The organism is Sciscionella sediminilitoris, assembly GCF_000737195.2.
GTDB classification, from domain to species: domain Bacteria; phylum Actinomycetota; class Actinomycetes; order Mycobacteriales; family Pseudonocardiaceae; genus Sciscionella; species Sciscionella sediminilitoris.
In genome coordinates, this window is the sequence record NZ_JALM01000027.1 from 67,315 (window position 1) to 83,637 (window position 16,323).

Here is a 16,323-nt window from a genome sequence, read left to right on the forward strand (position 1 = left end):
ACTCGGACGGATGACGGGCGACCGGCTACCCGTCCGCACACCGGCGTGCACATACTAGGGTGCCTGCCAGAGTATCGGGCGGACGCAGTAGAACCATTCGGACATCGCAGCAGAGGCGAAGTAGGGGGCCAGAGGTGGCAACCAGCACGACCGTGTTTTCCCGGGTGACCGTTGTCGCCCCGAGTACGCGCATCGATGTCGCACTACCCGCGGACGTCTCGATCGCGGATCTGATGCCGATGATCCTGGACATGGCCAGAGAGAACAGCCCCGACGGCGGCGCCCGGCACGGCGGCTGGGCCCTGGCCAAACTGGGCGGTGAGCAGCTCGATCCCGGGCACACCCTGGCCTCGCTCGGCATCGTCGACGGTGACCTGCTGCAGCTGCGCAAGCGCTCGGACAATCCGCCACCGCCGCTCTACGACGACGTGGTGGACGCGATCGCCGCGGCCACCCCCGGCAGTTTCCGCCCGTGGACCAAGACCACCGCGCGGCGGATCGCGCACATCGGGGCGGGCGCCGCACTGGTCGCCGCCGCGCTCGCGCTGTTCTACGCCGGCCCCTTCGGCGGTGGCCCGAGCATCGGACCGGCCGTCGCGGGCGGGGTCGCCGCGCTGGTGTTCATCGGCATCGCCGGTTCGCTGGCCAGGGTGTACGACGCACCGGGGACCGCGGTGCTCATCTCCGCTGCCGGGGCGATCCCGATGGCGTTCATCGCCGGGCTCTACGCGGTTCCCGAGGGACCGAAGGCGCCGAACCTGCTGCTCGGCTCGGTACTCATCGTGGTGTTCGCGGCGGCCTCGATCTGGCTGATCGGCCGCGGGGTCACGGTCTTCATCGCGTTCGGCGCGGCCGGGGTGCTCGGTTTCGTCGCGTTCCTGATCGGCACCTTCGTGGACGCCACCCCGGCGGCCATCGCCTCCGGTGCGGCCGCGGTCGCGCTCGTGGGTATCTCGCTGCTGCCGAGGGTGACCATCCAGCTGGCCCGGCTGCCGCTGCCGAACGTGCCGACCAACGCCGAGGACCTCAAGGAAACCGGCCCGTTCCCGGACTTCGCGCAGATCGAGAAGCGCTCCGGGATGGCGCACGAGTACCTGACCGGGCTGATCGTCGGCTGCGGCGCGGTCGCGGCCGTCTCCGCGATCGTCACCGCGAGCCAGGGCACGATCTGGGGCTTCCTGCTGGCGATCGTGATCTCCCTGGTGCTCATGCTGCGCGGGCGCAGCTACGCGAACGGCGCGCAGGCGATCGCCCTGCTCGCGACCGGGATGGTCGCCGCGGCCGGGGTGGCCATCGGCTGGCTCACCGAGTCCTCCCCGCTGACCAGGATCCTCTACATCTTCGGGGTGCTCGTCATCGTGGCGGCCGCCTCGCTGGTGATCGGCGTGATCTTCCCCGAGCAGAAGTTCTCCCCGGTCATGCGCCGCACCGTGGACATCATCGAGGGCGTGCTCATCGCCGCGGTGCTGCCGCTCGCGCTCGCCGTCATGGAGCTCTACGACACGGTGCGCCACCTCCGTATCGGTGGCTGAGGTCGAGGACGCGAAAAGGGGAGACAGTACGTGAGTAGCCGCGCGAACAACGGAAAGCGGGTGCGCGCAACGCTGCGCACGAGCCGCCCCGCGCGGATGGTGACCGCCTGCGCCATCGTGCTCGGCCTCGCGGTACCACTCGGCATGCCCGCGGCCGCCGCACCGGCACCGCCCTCCGGGGACCAGCCACCGCCCGGTGGGCAGCAGCCCCCTGGCGGACAACAACCTCCTGGCGGGCAACCAGGTGGCGAACAGGGCGCCCCGACCCTGCCGAGCGTTCCCACGATCACCCAGGAATGGGGCCCGAAACCGCCGCCATCGGCACCGGTTCCGCCGCCCAAAGCGGTGCCGCCCACGCCCCAGGACGGCGGGTACGACAAGAAGTCCGAGTGCATCCGGTCCGGCGTCTCGCTCCCGCTCACCAGGAAGCCGTGGCCGCAGGACCAGCTCGCGATCAACAAGGCGCACAAGTTCGCCACCGGTGCGGGCAACACCGTCGCGGTGATCGACACCGGCGTCTCCAAGCACGACTACCTCGGACAGCGGCTGCTCGGCGGCGGTGACTACATCGAGCCGGGCGGGGACGGGCGCGAGGACTGCGATGGGCACGGCACCGAGGTCGCCGGGATCATCGCGGCGAACTCGCACGAGACCGTCGGCTTCAACGGAATGGCCCCGGACTCGAACATCCTGTCCATCCGCACGAACTCCAGCCTCTTCGAGTCGAAGGGCGAGACCGCGGACGGCCAGAAGCAGCCGCCGGGCACCATCGAATCACTGGCCAGCGCGATCATGTGGTCGTTGAAGAAGTCCCACGACCTCAACACCAACCTCGTCGCCATCAACATCTCGCTGACCTCCTGCATCGCCAACCCCGGCGCGCTCGACCAGCACTACAAGGACCTGCTCGCCGCGGTGAAGGCCGCCACCAAGCAGGGCGTCGTCGTGGTCGCCGCGGCCGGGAACAAGGCGAGCGAACAGGGCAAGGGCTGCACACAGAACAACGACGACCCGGACCCGAGCAAGCTGAAGTCGATCCCCATTCCGCCGTGGCTCGGCAAGGATGTGCTCTCGGTCGGTTCGGTCGGCCAGACCGGTGCGCCCTCCGGGTTCTCCATCGCCGGGCCCTGGGTCGGGGTGGCCGCGCCCGGGGAGAACCTGATCTCCCTCGACCCGGGTTCCCCGGACAAGCTGGTGAACCGCACCATCGAGGTGAACGCGGGCGAGAGTTCGAGCGGCGGAAGCCAGCAACCGACCCCGATCCAGGGCACCAGCTTCGCCGCGCCGTACGTCTCCGGGCTCGTCTCGCTGCTGCGGGAGAAGTACCCGAAGGGCCAGTTCTCGGCGCAGGACATCATCCGGCGCATCGAGATGACCGCGCAGCACCCCGGTGGCCCCGATGGGCGCAACAACCAGGTCGGTTACGGGCTGATCAACCCGATCGCCGCGCTCACCGCGAACATCCCGGCGGAGAACGGCGGGGCTCCGGACAAGGCCGTGTCCATCCCCGCCGAGCTGCCACCGCCCTACGACGGGAGCAACACGCCGATGACGGTGGCGCTCGCCGGTGGTTTCGGTGCCCTGCTGCTGCTCATACTCACCGCGTTCGTGATGCACACGGTGAAGCGTTCGCGGGAACGGCGCGGACTGTAGAGAGCGCTATTCGGACCGGGGCGGTGGATCGTACTCCGCGCCGATCACCGGGGGCGCGGTCGCTTCCGGCGTACCGAAGAGGTCCGCGGCGTCCGAGGTGAGCCCGCGCTTGCGCTGATACTCCTGATCACCACCGGCACCACCGCCCATGCCGCCGCCCATCATCGGCATCCCACCGAAACCGCCCGCACCGCCCGCGTTCGCCGCCGCCGGTGCGGGCGCGCCGCCGCGTTCCGGGTGCGGGCCGGGTTCCTGGGCGGCCGCGCTCATCGGTCCCTGACCGAGCTGTCCTTCACCGTGGCCTCCGCCGCCGATCGGGAGGGTGCCGGAAACCGGTGCGAGGCCTCGGTTCGGGTCATGCGAGGGGTCCTTCGACGCAGCAGCGCCCGGGGCGTCCGCGGCCGCGGGGGTGGTCGAAGCCGGGTTGCCCGCATCCGGTTCGTGCTCCGGTGAACGGGGCGATGGCGCGGCTTCCCCGGGAAAGGCGAACCGCCCCGGCATGGTGTGCTTCAGCTTTTCCCCGTCCCCGCCCTCGCCGTCACACTGCTCGCACATCCGCACGAAGGCGCGCAGTGCCTGGCGGATCGACTCGAACAGTTCCGCGCACGGCCGGTCGATCTCCTCGAGGTGCTCGCGCGCCTGCCGCTGGGCGGGCACCGGCATGGACATGGCCCTGGACACGTCCTCCGCGCAGGTCGTCAGGGCCTCGGCGAGCTTGTCCACTATGGAGCGCACCCCATCGGCGAGCTTGTCCAGGGCCTCGGCCATCGCGTTCATCGCATCCGCGACGTCCACCCCGGCCGCGCCGACCGTGCCCATATAGGTCATGAACGCCTCGGCATCACGGCCCTGCCAGGCGGCGTCCAGGGTGCCGAGCGGTTTCTTCACCTCATCGGTGACCGCGCTCGCCTGGTTCGCCGCCGTGCGCCAGCGATCGGCTTCCTCGTGCATCGCGCTCCACCGGCCGAGCACCGGCGTGAAGTACTGCTCCACCGGGTCCGGAACGCCGAGTTTCGCGCAGGTGCGGGAAAGATAGTCGAGCCGGTCCGCGGACCGCTGCTGGATCTCGTGCCCGTCCAGGCCGCTCATGACCGGTCTTCCCGGGCAAGGCGGGCGATCCGGGCCGCGTTGTCCTCCTCGGCCTCGTTGTGCTTGCCCGCCACCTTGCCGAGCTCACCGGCGACCGAACCGAGCGCCGCGCCGCCCTTGGCGAGCTGGTCGAGCAGCACGTTCGAGGCCTTGGCGTAGGCGTTCGCCGCGCCGAGCTGACGGCCGAGCTCACCGAACGCGGCCGCGCTCAGCTGCCCCGCGGTCAGCTTCGCGCGCTGTTCCCCGAGCGTGGCACCGGCCCGCTCGATGGTTTTCACATAACCCGACACCCACTCGTTGTCGAGCTGGATCCCGGCCATGTTGCGATCACCTACTGTCCTTGTTCCGCCGAACCCCGGCACTGTGACGCGGTGCGGGGCCCGGCGGTTCCCGGAGAATGCGGCTAACCGCCTCCGTTGCTCGCCGATTCCGGGGCGTTCGAGGAATCCGCCGACTCGCTCGGATAGCTGCCCATGTTCGCGGGCAGGTTCAGCGAGTCGAAGGTCCGTTGCACCGCCTGGGTGTTCAGGTCGGCGCCGGGGGAAAGCAACCGGACGATCGATTCCGGGGCGGGCACCGGATCCTTGAGCCCGAGCGCGTCCGCGATCTGCTGGCTCGGGATCGCGTACCGGATACCGCGATCCGAGACCAGGTACTGCGGGCCCGAGTTGAACTGGGCCGCGTTCTGCGCGCTGCGAATGAACGCCGCCTTACCCGCGGGCATGTAGAACCCGTCGATGCGTTCCCCGTCCGCGTTCGGGTTGCCCACCTTGACCGGCTTGGCGTCCTGCGGAATCGGCAGCCGGGTTCCGACGGTGAGCACGGTGTGCTCCTTCGGGTTATCCGGATCCGAGGTGTTCGGATTCCAGCCGAGGCACATGGTCGGCATGTTCTGTTCCTGCAGCAGATTCGGCTTCTGCTTCGGGAACTGGCCCACGTCCACCGGGTGCTTGGTCGGCTGGGCCGCGTTCATCTGGCTCGGCGCGATCGTCGGGATCTGGGTGGTCTCCTGCGTGTTCTTGAACCGCAGCACATCCGCGACCGAGGCGGTCTCGGTGACCTCCTGGTAGCCGTCGTCCATGGCGATGAAGTACCGGGTCTGCCCGGAGGCCTCCTGCACCTTGAACGCCTGACCCACCGAGAAAGGCAGACCCGGTGAAGGGCTGCCGACCTTCGGGATGCTCGGTGCGACGAGCCCCTTCACCGCGGGGATCGCGTTGATCAGGCCGGGGCTGACCACGCGGGTCACGTCCTGCGAGCCGCCGTTGAAGGTGTTGGCGATCTCCTTCTGGGACAGGTCCACCTCGGCGCGCACCACATCGGATTCGGGGTGGTTCGCCGTCGAGGGCGTGCGGTAGATCAGGAAGGTCTTGTGCGACTGGCGCTCCTGGACCAGGAAACCCTGATCCGCCTTGAGTTCGGTGCCGAGATTGTCCACTCCGGACAGCACCGTGGTGGAGACCTTGTTCTCCTGGGTCTGGTTCGGCAGATCGGGATCGCGCGCGTAGTCGTCGCACACCGCCCATTTGCCGACCGCTGCCTGGTTCGAGCCGTCCGGCAGGGTGTTCGGCGCGTCCGGGATCCCGGTGAGGCGCCCGACCGTGATCCCCTGCCCGGAGAACTGACTGTCGTCCACCTCCTGCACCTGCTGGCCGCCCTGGGAACTGCCCCCGCCGCCACCACCGCCGCCGTTCTGGTTCTGCTGCTGGCGAGCGAGCAGCAGCAACCGCGCGGAGGCGAGGTTGAAGGTCGGGGTGAGCAGCCGCTTGCCGTCCTTCTCCTTGGTGAGCACGAACAGCTGCCCGGACTGCTTGCTCATCACGATCCCGTCGTTGCCCGGCAACTGGGGAGCGGGTTTGAGCAGTCCGTACACGGCGAACCCGGCCAGTGCCACGGCCGCGAGGCACGCGCCCACGATCATCGCTCTGCTGTGCGTGCGCTGCGGATCGTGCATCATCACCGGATCGCGGCGGATCAGCGCCGACTGCATCCGGCGTATGACGAACCGGTACGCCTGGACCTGTGCCTTACTAGTGGGTGTCGATGGCATGACCGGCCTTCGTCCTCCCCGAAACAGCAGCCATGGCTCGGGTGCTCACTCGCTCCGGGCCTCCTCGCTCATGTCCGCGCTCATCTCGTCACCTTCGCGGTACGGTCGCACACGATAGTCCGACTCAACACGAATGTGGCCAAGTCGGGGGTATCCGATCGGATCGGATGACAGGATAGGTTTGCACAGCATAAAGCCCGACACGCCCGTTTCGGGGGAGGCAAGTACATGTCGGTGACAACGCCCCGGCAAGGCTCCGGCCCGCCACCGCCGCCGCGACCTGCGAGTACGCCGGCACAGCAGGCAAGCACGCCCGCATCGGCGGATGTCGCGAGACGCCGCAGGGAAGGCGTCAGCTTCGGCCCGTTCCCCGTGGCGAACCTTGTCGTGCTCGAGATCGGCATCGCGATCGGGCTGGTGCTGCTCGCCATCGACACCAAACTCATGTACGTCGGTGCCGCCATCGCGGTGCTCGGCCTCATCTTCGCGCTGATCCGCTGGCGCGGCCGCTGGCTGACCCAGTGGGTCGGGCTCACCACCGGGTACGCGCTGCGCGGGCACAGCAAGGCGGCGAACCCGGCTGCCGCCGAAGAACCGGCTCAGGACAGCGAAGAGGCCACGATGACCGGCCCGGAGGACGCCCGGGTCGCGCTGCTGCGCCTCGCCGTCCCGGACCTGCTCATCGCGCACGGCACCGATCACGAGCGCCAGCCGGTCGGGCTGGCCTACAACGACGGCGGCTGGACCGCGGTACTGCTCGTGGACCCGATGCCCGCGCTCGTCAACCAGGTCGGCAGCGCGCCGAACCTGCCGCTTTCCGCACTCGCGCCGTGCCTCGAGGACCGCGGCGTGCTGCTGGACGCGATCCAGGTGATCTGGCACTGCTACCCGGGCAGCGCCGCCCTTCCCGCGCAGTCGCCCGCGCTGGCCTCCTACCTCGAGGTGCTCGGCCCGCTCCCGGCCGCCGCACGGCGCACCACCTGGGTGGCCGTCCGGCTCGACCCGCAGCGCTGCGCCCAGGCGGTCAGCGAACGCGGCGGCGGGGTCGAGGGCGCCCACCGCGCGGTGCTCGGCGCCCTTTCCCGGGTGCGCAACGCGCTGGAGAGCAAAGGGGTCCGCGCCCGTCCGCTCTCCCCGGACGAACTGCTCGCCGCGGGCATCAAGTCGAGCGAGCTCTCCGCGGTCGCGGGTTCGCAGGAAACGGTCAGCCTCAACGAGCGCTGGGACGGGGTCACCGCGGCCGGTGTCGGGCACTCCTCCTACGCGGTGACCGGCTGGCCGGGCAAGGGCAGCCTCAACTCGCTGACCAGCGTTCGTGCCCTGTCCTCCACCGTGGTGCTCTCGATCTCCCCCGGTGAGGGCGAGGAGGTCGGGCTGCGCGGCGTGGTCCGGGTCAGCGCCCGCACCCCGGGGGAACTGAACGAGGCCGAGGAGCAGCTGGGCTCGATCGCCGATGAGCTGGACATGGATCTGACCTCGTTGCGCGGCATGCAGCTTTCCGGACTGATCGCGACGCTGCCCCTTGGAGGTACGGCATGACGTCCCCGACCCGGATCCACGATGCGATGAGCCCGCGCGCGGTCGCCCCGGAGTTCTCGGTGCCGCCCACGATGCTCGATTCGGTGGCGCCCTCGGGTGATCGCGGCGGCATGGTGCTCGGCAAGGGGCTCAAGGGCGAACCGCTCTCGGTCTCCATCCTGCGCCCGGCCCCGACCAGGATCGCCGTGGTCGGCGGGCTGTACCTGGCCCGGCTCACCGCGCTGCGCGCTATCGCGACCGGGGCCTGGGTGATCGTGGCGACGGCGCGCGATTCGGCATGGCGCGGGCTCGAGCGGGCCGCGGGCACCGGGGCGGACGGCAAACCCGTTCCGCTGGTGAAGATCCGCAGGCTGGTGCCCGTGGAACTGCCCCGCCCGACCGAGGACGGCCCGCTGCTCGTGGTGCACGACGGCGGCTCCACCCCGCAGGAACTGTTCCCCGCGCGGTCCCCGTGGCAGACCACCATGTACGTGCTGCCCTATCTGCATCCGCAGGCCGCGTCCACCGCGGGCCAGGCCGACCTGGTGCTCATCCAGCGGCTCGCCGCGGCGCAGGCGCAGGTCGCCGGGCAGATCTGGCGGCTGCCACCGAACCTCACCCAGCAGCTCACCCAGATCCCGGACGATCAGGTCATCGCGTTCGGCCGGAACCTGTGGACCCCGCTCAAACTGGTCACCAACGCCAAGGAACGTCAGATCCTCGGCCCGGTCCGCCGAGGCGACTGACCGGGTGACCGAACAGCACCGGATCACCGAGCTCACCGAGGACCGGCTCGGCCTCGCCTACCCGGCCATGCGTGAGCTGCGCCCGCACCTCGATTCGGAGCAGGCGTTCCTGGCGCAGGTCCGCAGGCAGTACGCGCAGGGGTACCGGATCGCGGTCTCGGTGCGCGCGGACGGTTCGGTGGCCGGGGCACTCGGATTCCGGCAGGGCACCAGCCTGCTCTGGGGCGAGTACCTCTACATCGACGACCTGATCACGGTGCCGGACGCGCGCGGGGCCGGGCACGCCACCGCGCTGCTCCACTGGGCGGACGAGCGGGCGCGCGAACTCGGCTGCGAGCAGGTGCACCTCGACTCGGGGGCGCAACGGCATGCCGCGCATCGGCGCTATCTCAACCACGGCTACGTCATCGCCGCGCACCACTTCGCGAAGGACCTGAGCTGAATCCCGCTCAGGACACCCGGTTGCGCTCCCGGTAGGCGGCGACGTGCAGCCGGTTCCCGCAGTTGCGGCCCGCGCAGTAGCGGCGCGAACGATTGCGGGACAGGTCCACGAGCAGCCGTTCGCAGCCGGGCGCCGCGCAGCTGCGGATCCGGTCGAACTCACCATCCGCGAACAGGGTGGCCAGCGCCATCGCGGTGGTCACGCCGAGGTGTTCGGCGAGCGTGGCACCGGGCGCGAAGTGGTCGATGTGCCAGTCGAAGCCATCGTGGCGGCGCAGTCGCGGGGTGGTGTGCGCCCCGGCGAGCACCCCGTTGATGAGCTCGGCGACCGTGTCCGGATCACCGGCGCCGAGGATCGCGGCGAGCCGGGAGCGCAGGGCGTGCACCTGGCGCAGGTCCCGGTCCCCGAGCGGGCCGTGCGCGCCGAGGTGGTGGTCCGCGGCGAACTCGGCGAGCGTGTCCAGGTCCGGCAACCCCTCGGCTCCGGCGTTGACCAGGTCGACCGCGGCGCCGAGGCCACACTCGATGTCAGGACCAAAACGCATTTTGACTCGTGACTCCGTCCTGCCCTATCGTCGTCGATGTCATCAGCGTAGGGCACTTTGAGTCATGACAGGGGAACGATGCCGCAGGTGGTCCAGCACTCCGAGCGCACGAGCACCGTCCGCGGCACGGCTTTCCTGCTTGCCGCGGTCGGCATCGTGCTGGTCACCATCAACCTGCGGCCGCCGATCACCGCGCTCGGCCCGCTACTCGGCCAGGTCCGCGCGGACACCGGGATGTCCGGAACGGTCGCGTCCCTGCTGACCAGCCTTCCGCTGCTGGTGTTCGTGGTGTTCTCCCCGCTCGCTCCGCGGATCGGCGCGCGGTTCGGGCTGGAGCGCACCCTCGGCGCGGCCCTGCTGCTGCTCATCGCCGGGTTCGCGGTGCGCTCCCTGCCGTCCACGGTCGCGCTGTTCGCGGGCACCGTGCTGCTCGGCATCGCGATCACCGCGGGCAATGTGCTGATGCCCGCCTGGATCAAGCAGCGGCACTCACCCCGCTCGGGCACCATGACCGGGCTCTACACCGCCTCGCTCAACCTCGGCCCCGCAGCGGCGGCCGGACTGACCATTCCGCTGCAGCAGGCGACCGGACTCGGCTGGCGAGCCACCCTCGCGCTGTGGGCGATCCTGGCCGTGGCCGGGCTCCTCGCCTGGCTGCCGCAGTTGCGCAGGAACACCGGGGAAGCACCGAAGGCGCGGCCGCAGTCCACCCCGAAGCTGTGGCACCTGCCGCTGGCCTGGGCGGTGACGCTGTTCTTCGCCCTGCTCTCGCTGCTGTTCTACACGATCTCGGCGTGGCTGCCGACGCTGTTCGCGGACGCGGGCATGGACAGGGCCACCGCGGGCGGGATGGTCTCGGTGATCTCCATCGTGGGGATCCCGTTCGCCCTGCTCGCCCCGATCCTGGCCGCGCGCACGAAGGGCCAGGTCTGGCTGACCACCCTGGGCACCGGGCTGCTCGCGGCCGGACTGCTCGGCGTACTGCTCTCCCCGGCGCACGGCACGCTGGCCTGGATGGTGATCCTCGGCGCCGGGCAGGGGGTGACCACCGGGATCTGCTTCGCGCTCCTGCTGCTGCGCTCGCCGGACACCAGGCACGCGGCCGCGCTCGCCGCGATGACCCAGACGGTCGGCTATGTGCTCGCCGCGCTCGGCCCGATCGCCTTCGGCGCGCTGCACGACGCCACCCGGGCCTGGACGGTTCCGGTGCTGCTGTTGCTCGTGCTGGTCGGCGTGCAGTGCGCCAGCGGGTTCCTCGCCGGTCGCGACCGGCTCGTCGGGGAACGGGCTCAGCGGTAGGCGGCGAGCACCTTCTCCGGCATCGGCAGCGGCGAGCCGGTCTCCAGCAGGGTCTTCAGGTTCGCCAGGATCGCCTGCCAGCCGCCGGTCACCTGCTGCCACAGCTGCTCGCCGAGCCCGGTGTGCGTCACGCTCAGCCGCACCACCTCGCCCATCGGGGTGAGTTCGAAGGTAACGCTGGACTCCTGGGTCCCGTAGCTCAGCCGCCGGGGCGGTTCCCAGACCAGCACGGTGCCCATGTCCTCGGCGCCCTCGTCGTAGTCGTGCTCGTTGATCACCGCGGCGCCCGGTTCCCAGGTCGAGGTGATCTTGCGGCCGTTCCAGTACTGCCTGGTGAACTCCGGCTCGGTCAGCGCGGCCCACACCTGTCGCTGTTCGGCCTGGATGTAGGTGACGTAGTCGAAGGTGCTCATGTCCGCTCCTCTAATGCCTGTTTGAGCCCGTGCAGCGCGGCCGCGGGGGCGCGCTCGTATTTGGCTATCCAGCGTTCGTAGATCGCCTGGATCGGGGCCGCGTTCAGGTGGTGCTCCTTGGTCCGGCCCACCCGCCGCGTGGTCACCAGCCCCGCCTGCTCGAGCACCCGCAGATGCTTGGCGACCGCCTGCCGCGACATGTCGATCCCGGCGCACAGCTGTCCGAGCGTGCGCCCGTCCGAGGTGTGCAGCAGATCGAGCAGCGCGCGGCGGGTGCCATCCGCGAGCGCCTTGAACACCGCCTCGTCCTCGGACACCAAGCCAGAATAGGGAACCATTTGGTTACCTGTCAATCGGCAACAGCGGCGCACCGCAAGGGGGTGCCCGGACTGCTGTTAGAGTCGACGCCGCGCTTCGTGTACCGGGGCGTTCCCGTGTGCCCAAGGCAGGCACTCTCCGGGGGAGACCATGCACTCGCCTGACGTCAAGTAGGAGGTCCTCGCGTGCTAGGCGCTTTCCGCTCGGCTTTCGCGACGCCGGACCTGCGCAAGAAGATCCTGTTCACGATCGGGATCATCGTTGTGTACCGGATCGGCTCGACGTTGCCCGCGCCAGGCGTTTCCTTCAAGAACGTCCAGGCATGTGCCGCGCAGATGGGTCAGGGCGGCATCTACGGCCTGATCAACCTGTTCTCCGGTGGCGCGCTGCTCAAGCTTTCCCTGTTCGCGCTCGGGATCCTGCCCTACATCACCGCGAGCATCATCATCCAGCTGCTCACCGTGGTCATCCCGCGGTTCGAGCAGCTGAAGAAGGAAGGCCAGTCCGGCCAGGGCAAGCTCACCCAGTACACCCGCTACCTGACCATCGCGCTCGCGGTCCTGCAGTCCACCGGGATCGTGGCGCTCGCGGTGCGCGGTCAGCTGTTCGGGAACTGCCAGCAAGAGGTCATCCCGGGCAAGGACAACATCTTCACCCTCGCGGTCATGGTCCTCACGATGACCGCCGGTACCGCGATCATCATGTGGTTCGGTGAGCTGATCACCGAGCGCGGCATCGGCAACGGTATGTCGATCCTGATGTTCATCAACATCGCGGCGCGGCTGCCCAACGTCGGTGAGCAGATGCTGCAGAACGCCGGCGGGCTCACCTTCTTCGTGGTGATCGTGGTCGGCCTGCTGATCATCGCCTCGGTGGTGTTCATCGAGCAGGGCCAGCGCCGGATACCGGTGCAATACGCCAAACGTGTGGTCGGGCGCCGAATGTACGGCGGAACCTCGACCTATCTACCGCTGAAGGTCAACCAGGCCGGTGTCATCCCGGTGATCTTCGCTTCCTCGCTGCTCTACCTTCCCCAGCTGCTGCAGCAACTGGTCGGCAACGGCAACTCCTGGTGGCAACGGGCGATCCAGACCTACCTCGTGGACCAGTCCAACCCGGTCCACATCATCATCTACTTCCTGCTGATCATCTTCTTCACGTACTTCTACATCCAGATCACGTTCAACGTGAACGAGCGTGCCGAGGAGATGAAGAAGTTCGGTGGGTTCATTCCCGGTATCCGCCCGGGACGGCCGACCTCGGAGTACCTGAACCATGTGTTGAGCCGAATCACGCTGCCCGGCTCGCTCTACCTCGGTATTATCGCTGTTCTGCCGAACTTTTTCCTCGGTCTCACCGGGGAGCAGAACAGCCAGAACTTCCCATTCGGTGGGACGTCGGTGCTGATCATGGTCGGTGTCGGGCTGGACACGGTCAAACAGATCGAAAGCCAGCTCATGCAGCGCAACTACGAAGGATTCCTTCGCTAGGACCGCCCCGGCGTTCTTCGCGAAGGGGATTCGAGGAGGCACCTTCGTGCGACTCGTTCTCGTCGGCCCGCCTGGCGCGGGCAAAGGCACTCAGGCAGCCGTGCTGGCCGAACAGCTCGGTGTGCCGCACATCTCGTCCGGTGATCTGTTCCGCGCCCACATCAAGGGCGGGACGGAACTCGGCAAACAGGTCTCGAGCATCCTCGACGAGGGCAAGCTCGTACCGGACGACGTCACCAACGAGATGGTGCGCGAGCGCCTTGCCGAGCCGGACACCGCGAAGGGGTTCATCCTCGACGGGTTCCCGCGCAACACCGGACAGGCCGATGTGCTCGCCGGGATCCTGGCGAAGCAGGACGCCAAGATCGACGTGGTGCTGCAGTTCGAGGTTCCCGACGAGGAGCTGGTCGCCCGGCTGCTCGAGCGCGGCCGCACCGACGACACCGAGGCGGTCATCCGGGAACGGCAGGCCATCTACCGTTCGGAGACCGCGCCGCTGCTGGAGTACTACTCCGACATCCTCGTGACCATCGACGCGGTCGGGGACGTCGAGGAGATCACCAAGCGCGCACTCGACGCGTTGCGAGGGCGCTGAATCTTGTTCCGGAACCGGACCTCCATCGAGCTGAAGTCACCAGGCGAGATCGAAGCGATGCGTGCCTCGGGCGCGCTGGTCGCCAAGACCCTCGCCGCGGTGACCGAAGCGGCCCGCCCAGGCGTCTCCACCCTGGAGCTCGACGAACTCGCCGAGCAGACCATCAGGGACGCCGGCGCGGTGCCGAGCTTCCTCGGCTACCACGGGTTCACCGGCTCGATCTGCGCCTCGGTCAACGAGCAGATCGTGCACGGCATCCCGGCCAAGACCCAGGTACTCGCCGAAGGGGACCTGCTCTCGGTGGACTGCGGGGCGATCCTCGAAGGCTGGCACGGCGACTCGGCGGTGACCATCGCCGTGGGCGCCGTGTCCGCGGCCGACGAGGCGCTCTCCGCGGCGACAAGGGCCTCGATGCTGGCCGGGATCGAGGCCGCTGCCGCCGGTGCGCGGCTGACCGACATCTCGCACGCCATCGAGCAGTCGATCCTGCGCAGCAGTTCCGCGGACGGGACCGAGTACGGAATCGTGCGGGAGTACGGCGGGCACGGAATCGGCACCGCCATGCACATGGAGCCGTTCCTGCCCAACTACGGGAAACCGGGGCACGGGCCCAAACTGCGTACCGGAATGGCGATCGCCATCGAGCCGATGCTCACCGGGGGCACCGAGGAAACGGTGGAACTCGAGGACGGCTGGACGGTGGTCACCGCGGACGGCTCGCGGGCCGCGCACTGGGAACACACCGTAGCCATCACCGAGGACGGACCCTGGGTGCTCACCGCTCCGGCCGGGGATTAGCCGCCGAAAAACACCCCCATTGCGGTAACCCGATAAGGCAAGCTCAGAGCACGCTGGCCGGCGGCAGCGAGGTCCGCACCGGATACAGCACCCCGAGCTCGGCCTCCGCCCTGCGCAGGCCTTCGGTGCTCAGCGAATAGCTGATGGTGTTTCCCGCCCGCCTGGTGTGCACCAGTCCCGCCTCGCGGAGAACCTTGAGATGCTGCGAGACCGTGGGCTGGGCCAGCTCGAACACCTCGTGGAAGTCACAGGCGCGCACCTCTTCCTCCGCGGAGAGTCTGCGCATGATCGCCAACCGGATCGGGCTTCCCAGCGCCTTGAACACCCCCGCGGCTGCGACCACCTCTTCCTGCTCCTGCATACGCAACAGCCTACCCCATTCGTGTGAATTTGACGTACATAGAGTGACTTGTCCGTTGCGCCTTGGTGGCCAGGTCAGGGCCGTTGCGCAGGCCGTTCGCACGACCGCGTACACTTGACGATTGGCGCACAAGTCGCGCCGGGTTCGTCGTGTCCGTGGCGAGGGCGATAAGGGTCGAAACACCCATACCAATCCTTACCACGGCACATCGCTCATGCGTGGAATTCGGCACCTGAAGCGAGGCGTGCCCACCCCCGTTCACCGGGGGTAACCATGAAGCACGTCACGAAACGCGGAGGACATGGGTAAAAAGGATGCGCTCGAGGTAGAGGGCCATGTGGTCGAGCCACTCCCCAACGCGATGTTCCGTGTCGAGTTGGAGAACGGGCACAAGGTTCTCGCGCACATCAGCGGCAAGATGCGCCAGCACTACATTCGCATCCTGCCCGAGGACCGGGTCGTCGTAGAGCTCTCGCCATACGACCTCACCCGTGGCCGCATCGTCTACCGCTACAAGTGACGTGCACCGACCGAGCAAGATCGTCACTGACAAAAGGATCAAGACGTGAAGGTTCAGCCAAGCGTCAAGAAGATCTGTGACAGCTGCCAGGTCATCCGCCGGCACGGGCGGGTACTGGTGATCTGCAGCAACCCCAGGCACAAGCAGCGCCAGGGCTGAAGCAGAGCACAGATCGCAGTACGCGAACAACACAGAGAACTCCTCGCACCTCCACGCGCAGACGAGCACGTGGTCACCCCCGGAACTCCAGGCCGGGGCCGGAACGAGCCAATTCCGGGCGGGCGGGGAGGGCACACCTGGAGCATGCATAAGGAGAACGATGGCTCGACTCATGGGCGTCGACCTCCCCCGTGAAAAGCGGATGGAGATCGCGCTGACCTACATCTACGGCATCGGCCGTACCCGAGCGAAGGAGCTGCTCGCCGCCACCGGCGTCAGCCCCGACCTGCGCAGCAAGGACCTCGCCGACGACGACGTCATCAAGCTGCGCGACCACATCGAAGAGAACTTCCGGGTGGAAGGCGATCTTCGCCGCGAGGTGCAGGCCGACATCCGTCGCAAGATGGAGATCGGCTGCTACGAGGGGCTGCGGCACCGCCGCAATCTCCCGGTTCATGGTCAGCGGACCAAGACCAACGCGCGGACCCGTAAGGGCCCGAAGAAGACCGTCGCAGGCAAGAAGAAGGCAGGGCGCTGATGCCACCCAAGTCTCGTACCGCGGGCGTCAAGAAGGTGCGCCGCAAGGAAAAGAAGAACATCTCGGCCGGGCAGGCCCACATCAAGTCGACGTTCAACAACACGATCGTCTCGATCACCGACCCCTCCGGCGCGGTGATCTCGTGGGCCTCCGCCGGTCACGTCGGGTTCAAGGGCTCGAAGAAGTCCACCCCGTTCGCCGCCCAGATGGCCGCGGAGAACGCCGCGCGCAAGGCCGCCGAACACGGCATGAAGAAGG

Annotated in this window: 20 protein-coding genes; 13 read left to right on the forward strand and 7 right to left on the reverse strand. The window is 68.5% G+C overall.

The features are described from left to right. Window positions 1-134 precede the first annotated feature (134 nt). Both eccD and mycP read left to right on the forward strand, forming a co-directional pair. Window positions 135-1,532, forward strand: a complete 1,398-nt coding sequence (gene eccD / locus AD72_RS13510) for a type VII secretion integral membrane protein EccD (RefSeq protein ID WP_031466842.1) — start codon at window positions 135-137, stop codon at window positions 1,530-1,532. A gap of 30 nt (window positions 1,533-1,562) precedes the next feature. Then, entirely contained in the window at window positions 1,563-3,185 is a 1,623-nt protein-coding gene (mycP, locus tag AD72_RS13515) for a type VII secretion-associated serine protease mycosin (protein WP_156365175.1), read from the forward strand. A gap of 6 nt (window positions 3,186-3,191) precedes the next feature. Here the strand turns inward: mycP and AD72_RS13520 are convergent, their stop codons facing one another. The 3 genes from AD72_RS13520 to eccB form a co-directional block, all read right to left on the reverse strand. Continuing rightward, window positions 3,192-4,274, reverse strand: coding sequence for a WXG100 family type VII secretion target (locus tag AD72_RS13520; RefSeq protein ID WP_031466844.1), 1,083 nt, complete (start codon window positions 4,272-4,274; stop codon window positions 3,192-3,194). Further along, complete coding sequence (locus AD72_RS13525; RefSeq protein ID WP_031466845.1) at window positions 4,271-4,594, reverse strand: hypothetical protein; 324 nt, start codon at window positions 4,592-4,594, stop codon at window positions 4,271-4,273. Before AD72_RS13525 ends, AD72_RS13520 begins: the two co-directional genes overlap by 4 nt. 83 nt (window positions 4,595-4,677) lie before the next feature. After that, entirely contained in the window at window positions 4,678-6,324 is a 1,647-nt protein-coding gene (gene eccB / locus AD72_RS13530) for a type VII secretion protein EccB (protein WP_063890743.1), read from the reverse strand. Between the two features lie 372 nt (window positions 6,325-6,696). Here eccB and eccE point away from each other — a divergent pair, with 372 nt between their 5' ends. The 3 genes from eccE to AD72_RS13545 are packed head-to-tail and all read left to right on the forward strand — an operon-like array spanning window position 6,697 to window position 9,030. Beyond that, window positions 6,697-7,863: a type VII secretion protein EccE gene (gene eccE / locus AD72_RS13535; protein ID WP_031466847.1), complete on the forward strand. Its 1,167-nt coding sequence runs from the start codon at window positions 6,697-6,699 to the stop codon at window positions 7,861-7,863. Next, window positions 7,860-8,588, forward strand: a complete 729-nt coding sequence (locus tag AD72_RS13540; RefSeq protein WP_020498898.1) for a hypothetical protein — start codon at window positions 7,860-7,862, stop codon at window positions 8,586-8,588. The genes eccE and AD72_RS13540 overlap by 4 nt, the downstream gene beginning before the upstream one ends. A 4-nt stretch (window positions 8,589-8,592) precedes the next feature. After that, window positions 8,593-9,030: a GNAT family N-acetyltransferase gene (locus AD72_RS13545; protein ID WP_231644824.1), complete on the forward strand. Its 438-nt coding sequence runs from the start codon at window positions 8,593-8,595 to the stop codon at window positions 9,028-9,030. Between the two features lie 7 nt (window positions 9,031-9,037). On the opposite strand, the gene AD72_RS13550 is transcribed toward AD72_RS13545, so the two are convergent. Further along, on the reverse strand, window positions 9,038-9,574 hold the full coding sequence (locus tag AD72_RS13550; protein WP_031466849.1) for a CGNR zinc finger domain-containing protein: 537 nt from the start codon (window positions 9,572-9,574) through the stop codon (window positions 9,038-9,040). An 87-nt stretch (window positions 9,575-9,661) separates the two neighbouring features. Here AD72_RS13550 and AD72_RS13555 point away from each other — a divergent pair, with 87 nt between their 5' ends. Next, a complete protein-coding gene (locus tag AD72_RS13555; RefSeq protein ID WP_231644825.1) occupies window positions 9,662-10,873 on the forward strand; it encodes a CynX/NimT family MFS transporter in 1,212 nt (403 codons plus the stop codon). Here the strand turns inward: AD72_RS13555 and AD72_RS38095 are convergent. Next, a complete protein-coding gene (locus AD72_RS38095; RefSeq protein WP_031466851.1) occupies window positions 10,864-11,286 on the reverse strand; it encodes an SRPBCC domain-containing protein in 423 nt (140 codons plus the stop codon). The two genes, AD72_RS13555 and AD72_RS38095, sit on opposite strands and share 10 nt — an antisense overlap. After that, complete coding sequence (locus AD72_RS38100) at window positions 11,283-11,603, reverse strand: metalloregulator ArsR/SmtB family transcription factor (RefSeq protein WP_082468933.1); 321 nt, start codon at window positions 11,601-11,603, stop codon at window positions 11,283-11,285. Before AD72_RS38100 ends, AD72_RS38095 begins: the two co-directional genes overlap by 4 nt. Before the next feature lie 186 nt (window positions 11,604-11,789). Between AD72_RS38100 and secY the strand changes: the two genes are divergently transcribed. The 3 genes from secY to map are packed head-to-tail and all read left to right on the forward strand — an operon-like array spanning window position 11,790 to window position 14,487. Then, window positions 11,790-13,094: a preprotein translocase subunit SecY gene (gene secY, locus AD72_RS13570; protein ID WP_031466853.1), complete on the forward strand. Its 1,305-nt coding sequence runs from the start codon at window positions 11,790-11,792 to the stop codon at window positions 13,092-13,094. 46 nt (window positions 13,095-13,140) lie between these two features. Beyond that, on the forward strand, window positions 13,141-13,689 hold the full coding sequence (locus AD72_RS13575) for an adenylate kinase (protein ID WP_031466854.1): 549 nt from the start codon (window positions 13,141-13,143) through the stop codon (window positions 13,687-13,689). 3 nt (window positions 13,690-13,692) lie between these two features. Beyond that, window positions 13,693-14,487, forward strand: coding sequence for a type I methionyl aminopeptidase (gene map / locus AD72_RS13580; RefSeq protein WP_020498906.1), 795 nt, complete (start codon window positions 13,693-13,695; stop codon window positions 14,485-14,487). Between the two features lie 43 nt (window positions 14,488-14,530). On the opposite strand, the gene AD72_RS13585 is transcribed toward map, so the two are convergent. Beyond that, window positions 14,531-14,848 (reverse strand): ArsR/SmtB family transcription factor, encoded by a 318-nt coding sequence (locus tag AD72_RS13585; RefSeq protein ID WP_031466855.1) that lies wholly within the window; start codon window positions 14,846-14,848, stop codon window positions 14,531-14,533. 301 nt (window positions 14,849-15,149) lie between these two features. Here AD72_RS13585 and infA point away from each other — a divergent pair, with 301 nt between their 5' ends. From infA to rpsK, 4 genes are all read left to right on the forward strand, one after another. Further along, complete coding sequence (infA, locus tag AD72_RS13590; RefSeq protein WP_020498908.1) at window positions 15,150-15,368, forward strand: translation initiation factor IF-1; 219 nt, start codon at window positions 15,150-15,152, stop codon at window positions 15,366-15,368. Window positions 15,369-15,413: 45 nt separating this feature from the next. After that, window positions 15,414-15,527 (forward strand): 50S ribosomal protein L36, encoded by a 114-nt coding sequence (rpmJ, locus tag AD72_RS35600; RefSeq protein ID WP_020498909.1) that lies wholly within the window; start codon window positions 15,414-15,416, stop codon window positions 15,525-15,527. Window positions 15,528-15,687: 160 nt separating this feature from the next. After that, window positions 15,688-16,065: a 30S ribosomal protein S13 gene (gene rpsM, locus AD72_RS13595; protein WP_020498910.1), complete on the forward strand. Its 378-nt coding sequence runs from the start codon at window positions 15,688-15,690 to the stop codon at window positions 16,063-16,065. Next, on the forward strand, window positions 16,065-16,323 hold a 259-nt coding region (gene rpsK / locus AD72_RS13600; RefSeq protein ID WP_037345743.1), incomplete at its 3' end, for a 30S ribosomal protein S11. The genes rpsM and rpsK, both read left to right, overlap by 1 nt.

What these genes read in the sequence shown, in the direction of transcription:
- AD72_RS13520 (WP_031466844.1), bottom strand. Translation starts at nt 4,274, where the DNA reads ATGAGCGGCCTGGACGGGCACGAGATCCAGCAGCGGTCCGCGGACCGG.
- AD72_RS13525 (WP_031466845.1), bottom strand. Translation starts at nt 4,594, where the DNA reads ATGGCCGGGATCCAGCTCGACAACGAGTGGGTGTCGGGTTATGTGAAA.
- eccB (WP_063890743.1), bottom strand. Translation starts at nt 6,324, where the DNA reads ATGCCATCGACACCCACTAGTAAGGCACAGGTCCAGGCGTACCGGTTC.
- AD72_RS13540 (WP_020498898.1), top strand. Translation starts at nt 7,860, where the DNA reads ATGACGTCCCCGACCCGGATCCACGATGCGATGAGCCCGCGCGCGGTC.
- AD72_RS13550 (WP_031466849.1), bottom strand. Translation starts at nt 9,574, where the DNA reads ATGCGTTTTGGTCCTGACATCGAGTGTGGCCTCGGCGCCGCGGTCGAC.
- AD72_RS38095 (WP_031466851.1), bottom strand. Translation starts at nt 11,286, where the DNA reads ATGAGCACCTTCGACTACGTCACCTACATCCAGGCCGAACAGCGACAG.
- AD72_RS13585 (WP_031466855.1), bottom strand. Translation starts at nt 14,848, where the DNA reads ATGCAGGAGCAGGAAGAGGTGGTCGCAGCCGCGGGGGTGTTCAAGGCG.
- infA (WP_020498908.1), top strand. Translation starts at nt 15,150, where the DNA reads ATGGGTAAAAAGGATGCGCTCGAGGTAGAGGGCCATGTGGTCGAGCCA.
- rpsM (WP_020498910.1), top strand. Translation starts at nt 15,688, where the DNA reads ATGGCTCGACTCATGGGCGTCGACCTCCCCCGTGAAAAGCGGATGGAG.